Raw genomic sequence first — 7327 nt, 5'->3', positions numbered from 1 at the left:
CTTCCGCAGGCCGCCGTCCTTGGCCACGGTGATCGCCGCGCGCAGAGCCGGCATGTCCGCGCCGGGGATCAGGGTGTCGCCGACCACGAACGCCGGGGTGCCCTCGATCTTCAGGTTGCTGGCGAGCGCGCGGGTGTCCAGGATCTGCTGCTCGATCGCCGGGCTCTCGGCGGCCTTGCGCGCCGCGGCGGGATCGATCCCGGCCGACTGCAGGTCCTTGTCGAGCAGGGTATCGTCCAGCGCCTTCTCGCCCATCCAGCTCTTGTAGAGGTCAAAGGCCTTGGCCTTGCCCTGCGGCGTCAGCGCCACCTTGGCCGCGGTGTCGGAGACCGCGCCGAAGATCGGGAACTGCTTGAAGACGAAGCGGATGTCCGGGTTCTGGTCGATCAGCTTCACCACCTCCGGGGCGGCCAGCTTGCAGTAGCCGCAGCGGTAATCGAAGAACTCGGTCACCGTCACCTTGCCTTGCGGGTGGATGACGATGTCGCGGGGATCGCGCTCGATCTGGCTGCGGTAGGTCTTGAGCGCGGCGGTCGACGCCTTGGCCGCGGCGGCCTGCTCGTTGTCCTGCAGCTTCTGGACGGCTTCGCGGATCACCTCCGGGTGGGCCAGGAGGTAGGCCCGCACGCGCTGGCCGAACACGGCGTCGTCGGCCTTCTGGCAGCCGGCGAGGGAAAGCGCGGCGGCGGCCGCGAGCATGGCGAGGGCAGGTCTCATCGGGTTCAGATAATGCTCGGCGGCGGGTTTGCGAAGCCTAGTGAACCTCGCCCCGACTGATCGAGCCTTCGCTCGCCAGCTCCTTCAGGTCGTCGCGGCTGGGCTTGGAGACCAGCACGATGTCCGTCGCGCGGCGCCATTCGGGGCTGTCCTTGGGCAGCTTCTCCCGGGCGCGCATGGCGAAGATCAGGGCGTCCTTCTGGTCGCCGATGTCGAAGTTGTATTCGGCCGTGGCCAGCCGCGCCATGCCGGCCTGGCCCTGCTTGTCATAGGCCTGGGCCAGCAGCCGCCAGGCCTCGGCGTTGTCGTTCTCCTGGGTCAGCGCCTTCTTCAGCTCGGCGACGCCTTCCTCGACCTTGGCCTTGTCGTCGAGCGCGATCAGCGTCTGGCCGAGGTTGATGCGCAGCAGCGGCGCGTCCGGCTTGAGCTCCACCGACTTGCGCTGCGGCGCCTCGGCCTCCTTCGCCCGCCCGTACTCGAACAGGATCTGGCCCTTGAGCTCCCAGAGGTACGGATTGGCCGGCTGCTCCTGCAGCAGGGCGTCGATCAGCTTCAGCGCCTTGTCGGGCTCCTTCAGCTGGTAGTAGGCGATCGCCCGGGCATAGCGGGCGGGGTAGGATTTGTCGGTCTCCGCGTACTTCACGATCGCGACCTGCGGCTCGAGGAATCCCTCCAGCTTGGCCTTCATGATCTCGTGCTCGGCCATGGCCGCCGGGCTGTCCACCTCGCCATAGTGCGGCGCCTTGGCCACCCGCGATTGCAGGGCGTCGATCCGGTCCGACGAGAGCGGGTGGTCGATGAAGTACTTGTAGCGGCGCGCCTCGCTGAACACCTCCTGGTAGCGGAAGTTGTCGAAGAACTCGGCCAGGCCGCGGCCGGAGAGGCCGGCCTTCTCGAGCAGGGTCGCGCCGGCCTGGTCGGCGCGGGCTTCCTGCTCGCGGCTGTAGCCGATGGCGCCCAGCGTCCCGAAGTAAGGAGCGCTGCTGATCAGCCCCGCGGCCGCATCGCCCGCCCCCGCCACCGCCGCCAGCACGCCCAGGCCCATGGTGAGCAGGAACGGTCTCATGCCGGCGTGCTGCATCTCGCCCGAGCGAGCGCTGTGGCCGGCGGCGAGGTGGCCCACCTCGTGGGCCATGACGCCCTGCAGCTCGTTCGGATTCTTGGTCTTCAGGATCAGGGCGGTGTTCACGCCCATCAGGCGCGGCGCGGCGAAGGCGTTGATGTCGTCCGGCTTGGAGCCGATGATGATGATCTGCACGTCCTTGGGATCGATGCCGGCCGCGGTCAGGATCGGGTCGGCGTCGTGGTGCAGGATTTCTTCGATCTCGGTGTCGCGGATCAGGGTCTCGTCGGGACCCTGCTGCGCGGCGGCGATCCCCGACTGGAGGACAAGACCCGCCGCCAGAGCCAGGCCGAAGACGATGCGGGAGACCGACCGGGCAGGGGACGCCATGCTGGATTCGCCTCTGTCATCCCCCTCGCGCCGGACCGACCTTAGCCCCTCATCCGCGCCGCCACCAGCCTCTGCGCGGGGCGCTCGGCGGGGCGGCGATCTCCGCAGGGTCCGGCGCGGCCGGCGCAGTCGGCGCCGCCGGCGGGACGGCTGCGGCCGTCGCGAGCTCCGGCAAGGGCTCGGCCACGCGCTCGGGTTCGGGAGCCGCCGCCTTGGCGGGGGCGGCCCGCCGCCGGCTGGGCTTCCTGGCCGGCGCGGCCTCGACCGGCGCCTCGAGCGCGGACTCGCTGGGCGCCGGGGCTTGCGCGGCCGGCGGCTCGGGCGGGGGCTGCGGCTCCGCGCCGCGGGTGCGGCCACGGCGGCCGCGCTTCGGCTTGTCCTCTGGCGCGGGCAGCTCGACCCAGACGTCGTCCATCTCCGAGCGCGCAACAGGCCGGGCGAGCGCGGGCGCGGGGGCCGCGGTCTCCGCCGCGGCCGCCGGCCTGGAGGGCTGGCGCTGATCGTTGGCGGCCGACGGGACCGGCGGCTTCTTCAGATCCTCGGCCGGGTCGAACCAGACGAAGGGATCGTCGCCATACGGCACCCAGGGACGCGTCCAGGCGAAGGTTTCGGGCGGACGGCCGTCGTCGCGCATCCGCCGCCCGCCGCGCCGGCCGCGCCGGCGTCTGCGGCCGTGGCCCCCGTCCTCGTCCTCACGCTGAGCCTCGGTGGGGCGAGGCGCCTGCTCGCGGAGGGGCTCGCCGGCGTGGCCAGGCTCGCGCGCGTCGCGCCCCTCGCGGAGCTCGTCGCCGCGCCGGCCGCGGCGGCGGCGGCGCCTGCGTCCGCGGCCTTCCCCCTCGTCGTGGTGCGCCTCATCCTCGGGGCGACCGCGCGGCTGGGCCTCGATGGCCGCGACTTCCTCCTCGTCTTCGTCCTCTTCCTCTTCCTCGTCTTCATAGTCCTCGAGCGCTTCCGGCTCCGGCGCAGGCGCGTAGGCCTCCGTCGGCGGCAGGGCGGGGGCCGCGTGTTCGGCGCGGGTCTCCATGGAGGTCCGCTCGATCTGGTGATCGACATGGGCCATGGCGTCGTCGACAACCACCGTCACGAACAGCCCGAGCTGCTGGTGCAGCCGCGCCAGATGGGCGCGCTTCTCGTTCAGGATGTAGAGCGCCACGGCGCGAGGCGCGGTGAGCGTCGCTTCGCCGCCGCCTTTGAGCGCTTCGATCTCCAGCGCCCTCAGCGTCGCGAGCGCGCTCGATTCGACCGAGCGGACGCGGCCGGTGCCGCCGCAGTGCTCGCAGACGTGGGTGGTGCCCTCCAGCACGCCGGTGCGGCGGCGCTGGCGCGAGATCTCCATCAGGCCGAAGGGGCTGATCTTGCCCATCTGGACGCGCGCGCGGTCGTCCTTCAGGCAATCTTTCAGCTTCTTCTCGACGGCGCGATTGTTCTTCGACTCGTCCATGTCGATGAAGTCGATGACGATCAGGCCCGCGAGATCGCGCAGGCGCAGCTGACGCGCGGCCTCCTCTGCGGCTTCCATGTTGGTCTTGAGCGCCGTGGCCTCGATGTTCCGCTCCCGGGTCGAGCGGCCGGAGTTCACGTCCACGGCGACCAGCGCCTCGGTCTGGTTGATGACCAGATAGCCGCCCGAGCGCAGGGGCACGACCGGCGAGTAGATCTGGCTCAGGTGGTCCTCGACCTTGTACTTCACGTAGAGCGGCGTCGGCTCGCGATAGAGCTGCACCTTCTTCGCCTGCCCCGGCATCAGCATGCGCATGAAGTCGCGCGCTTCCTTGAAGCCGGACTCGCCCTCGACGAAGACGCCGTCGATGTCCTTGTCGTAGAGGTCGCGGATCGCCCGCTTCACCAGGTCCTCTTCCTCGTAGATCAGGGCCGGGGCGATCGAGTGCAGGGTGGTCTCGCGGATGTTTTCCCAGAGCCTGAGCAGGTACTCGTAGTCCCGCTTGATCTCGGCCTTCGTCCGCTTGGCGCCGGCGGTGCGAACGATCAGGCCCATGCCGTGCGGCACGTCCAGGCTCTGCACGATGCCTTTCAGGCGCTTGCGGTCGGCGATGGCGGTGATCTTGCGGCTGATGCCGCCGCCGCGCGCGGTGTTGGGCATCAGGACACCATAGCGGCCGGCGAGCGACAGGTAGGTGGTCAGCGCCGCGCCCTTGTTGCCGCGCTCCTCCTTGACGACCTGCACCAGCATGATCTGCCGGCGGCGGATCACCTCCTGGATCTTGTACTTGCGCATCAGCCGGCGGCGGCGGCGCGCAAGCTCCTCCTCCATGACGTCGTCTTCGTCCTCAGCGGCCTGGGCGGCGTCCTCGTCGTCCTCGTCGCCGCTGCTCGCGGCGCGGCTCCTCGGCTCGTGGCGCTCGTCCTCCGCGTCTGCCTCGGCTTCCTCGCGCAGCAGGGCTTCGCGGTCGGCGACCGGGATCTGGTAGTAGTCGGGGTGGATTTCGTTGAACGCCAGGAAGCCGTGGCGGTTGCCGCCGTACTCGACGAAGGCCGCCTGCAGCGACGGCTCTACGCGGGTGACCTTGGCGAGGTAGATATTGCCTCGAAGCTGCTTCCGGTTCTGGCTCTCGAAATCGAATTCTTCAACGCGGGTCCCGTCGAGCACCACCACGCGCGTCTCTTCGGCGTGGGCGGCGTCGATCAACATGGTTTTCGTCATCAAGTGAATCTCCGCGGCGCGCGGCGGGCCTTTGACCCGGGCGCAGCCAGCTAATGGGATGGGCGCGCGCGCAGCCCTGGACGCCGGATAGGGCGTCTTGAGCGGCCTGAGGCCGGAAAGGGGCGTGAGCAGCGCTGCCCATCGGGTGTTTTCCTACGGCGCCCGACCAGGGCGCGGATCGGATGATGCGCCGCCGCCGAGGAGACTCGGTCAGATCGGGCGCGGGTTTGACGTTCGCGCATCGGAGCCCTGCGACGCAGAGGCGGCGATGATGCGCGGGCGGACTTTGCAACAGGCGGCGGCAAAAGGAAAGCCGTGCGGCCCCAGGTAGCGGCGGAAACGCCCTGTTAACCGTTTGTGTACCTGCCGAGCGCGTATATCCCTTCCCATCGGACGACATGGAAGTCCCGGCAGGGCGGGGGCTGGACGGGTGCTGAGGCGGGCGGCGAAGGCGATGGCTGGCATGCGCGGCGGCGTCCTGCTGGCCTGCGTCGCGGCCGCCTGCGGCCTGATCGCGGTCGCGGCCTCCCACGCGGCGGTGGCCTCGGCGGACATCCTCGAGGTCAGGCTCGGGGGCGACGCCGCCCAGACCCGCATCGTCATCGACCTCGACCACTCGGCCAGCGGCAAGCTCGTCGACGACGGCGCCGACGGGCGCGTGCTCCTGCTGCTGGCGGGCGTCTCGGCGGCCGGCGGCCAGCAGGGCGGGTCCCAGGGGCTTGTGAAACGCTGGGTCATCGACCAGGACGGCGGCGCCGCGCGACTGCAGATGGAGCTTGCCGGGGCGGCCAAGGTGAAGCGCCGCTTCCTCCTGCCGCCGGCCGACGGGGTCGACCATTACCGCTATGTGATCGACGTCGCCGCGCCGCCGCCGGGCGAGGCCGGGCTGGCCAGGGCGCGTGCGCCGGCCAAGCTCGCGCTGCGCACCGGCTTCCTGCAGCCGAGCCCGCCGGCGCTGGCCTTGAAGAAGGTGATCGTCATCGACGCCGGCCACGGCGGCCACGATCCGGGCGCCCACGGGCTCTTCGGCTACGAGAAGGACGTCAACCTCGCCGCGGCCCAGGCCCTGAAGGCGCGGCTGGAAAGGTCCGGCCGCTACCAGGTGGTGATGACCCGCGAGGCCGACGTCTACATCCCGCTCGCCGACCGGGTGCGCATCGCCCAGCAGGCCGGGGCCGACCTGTTCATCTCGCTGCACTCCGATTCCGGCCCCAACCCGCAGCTGCATGGCGCAAGCGTCTACACCCTGTCCGACAAGGCCTCGGTGCGGGCGGCGCGGTTCGTGAAGCAGGACGACTGGTTCATGAAGGCCAGCCTGACCGGCGATCCCGGCGTCAGCGACATCCTGCTCGACCTCACCCAGCGCGCCACCCGCAACCGCTCCGCCGGCTTCGCCCAGATGCTGGTGAGCCGGATCGAGGGCAAGGCGGCGCTTTTACGCAAGAGTCAGCGCGACGCGGGCTTCATGGTGCTGCTCGCGCCCGACGTGCCGGCCGTGCTCCTGGAAATGGGCTTCATCTCCAACGCCGAGGATGAGGCCTTCCTGCGCGACGCCGGCCAGCGCAACCGCCTGATGAATGCGGTCGGCGACGCCATCGACGACTACTTCACCGAATCCACCCGGCTCGCGTCGCGCTGACGCAGGAACCCCCGCGAGGCGTTGGCGCCCGCGTCGAAGCCGTTTAGACGAAGACCCGGAGGGCCGACGCCCCTCTGGAGGTCCTGAGTCCTTTGAATCCCCCCGAAAGATGGGTCGCGATCGCCGGCGTCGCCGCGCTGAGCCTTATCGCGGCGGCGGGATTCGCCATCGCGATCTGGGCCGCCTGGCTTTTCCACGACATGCCCGACGCCGGCGACCTGGCCGACTATCACCCGCCGACCGCCACGCGGGCCTACGCCTGGGACGGCACCCTGATCGGGGAGTTCTCCCGCGAGCGCCGGATCTTCGTGCCCTATGACGCCATGCAGCCGCAGCTGGCGCAGGCGTTCATGGCCGCCGAGGACCGCAACTTCTTCCGCCATTCGGGCCTGGACTACGCCGGCATCGTCCGCGCCGGCGCCAAGGACGTCGTCAACCTGGCGCATGGCAAGCGGCTGGAGAGCGGCTCGACCATCACCCAGCAGGTGGCCAAGAACATCCTGCTCACCAACGACGCCACCATCGGCCGCAAGCTCAAGGAAGCCCTGCTGGCCCAGCAGCTCGAAGGCGTGCTCTCCAAGGAGCGGATCCTCGAGCTCTATCTGAACGAGATCTGGCTGGGCTACCGCTCGTTCGGCGTCGGGGCGGCGGCCTACAACTACTTCGGCAAGTCGGTCAGCGACCTGACCCTGGCCGAGAGCGCGTACCTGGCGTCGCTGCCCAAGGGCCCGGACAACTACCATCCGATCCGCAACAAGCTGAAGGCCATTGAGCGCCGCAACTGGATCATCGGCCAGATGCAGGATCTCGGCTGGGTCAGCCGCGCCGAGGCCCAGGCGGCCATGCGCGAGGACCT

At 70.2% G+C, this 7327-nt stretch carries 5 protein-coding genes; 2 read left to right on the top strand and 3 right to left on the bottom strand.

Going from position 1 to position 7327, the window contains the following annotated elements; translation table 11 throughout:
- From VLI41_RS02155 to VLI41_RS02145, 3 genes are all read right to left on the bottom strand, one after another.
- Positions 1-717: DsbA family protein (locus VLI41_RS02155; RefSeq protein ID WP_325266412.1), on the bottom strand; the 717-nt coding region annotated here is incomplete at its 3' end.
- 37 nt (positions 718-754) lie between these two features.
- A complete protein-coding gene (locus VLI41_RS02150; RefSeq protein ID WP_325266411.1) occupies positions 755-2170 on the bottom strand; it encodes a M48 family metalloprotease in 1416 nt (471 codons plus the stop codon).
- Between the two features lie 49 nt (positions 2171-2219).
- Entirely contained in the window at positions 2220-4832 is a 2613-nt protein-coding gene (locus tag VLI41_RS02145) for a ribonuclease E/G (RefSeq protein ID WP_325266410.1), read from the bottom strand.
- Positions 4833-5295: 463 nt separating this feature from the next.
- Between VLI41_RS02145 and VLI41_RS02140 the strand changes: the two genes are divergently transcribed.
- The gene (locus VLI41_RS02140; protein WP_325266409.1) at positions 5296-6471 is read left to right on the top strand and encodes an N-acetylmuramoyl-L-alanine amidase; all 1176 of its coding nucleotides are present in this window, start codon (positions 5296-5298) and stop codon (positions 6469-6471) included.
- Positions 6472-6563: 92 nt separating this feature from the next.
- Positions 6564-7327, top strand: a 764-nt coding sequence (locus VLI41_RS02135; protein ID WP_325266408.1) for a transglycosylase domain-containing protein, incomplete at its 3' end; no start/stop codon positions are given.

This window comes from Phenylobacterium sp., from assembly GCF_035475775.1.
Classification (GTDB): Bacteria; Pseudomonadota; Alphaproteobacteria; order Caulobacterales; family Caulobacteraceae; genus Phenylobacterium.
This window is presented reverse-complemented; position numbering and strand designations above follow the sequence as displayed.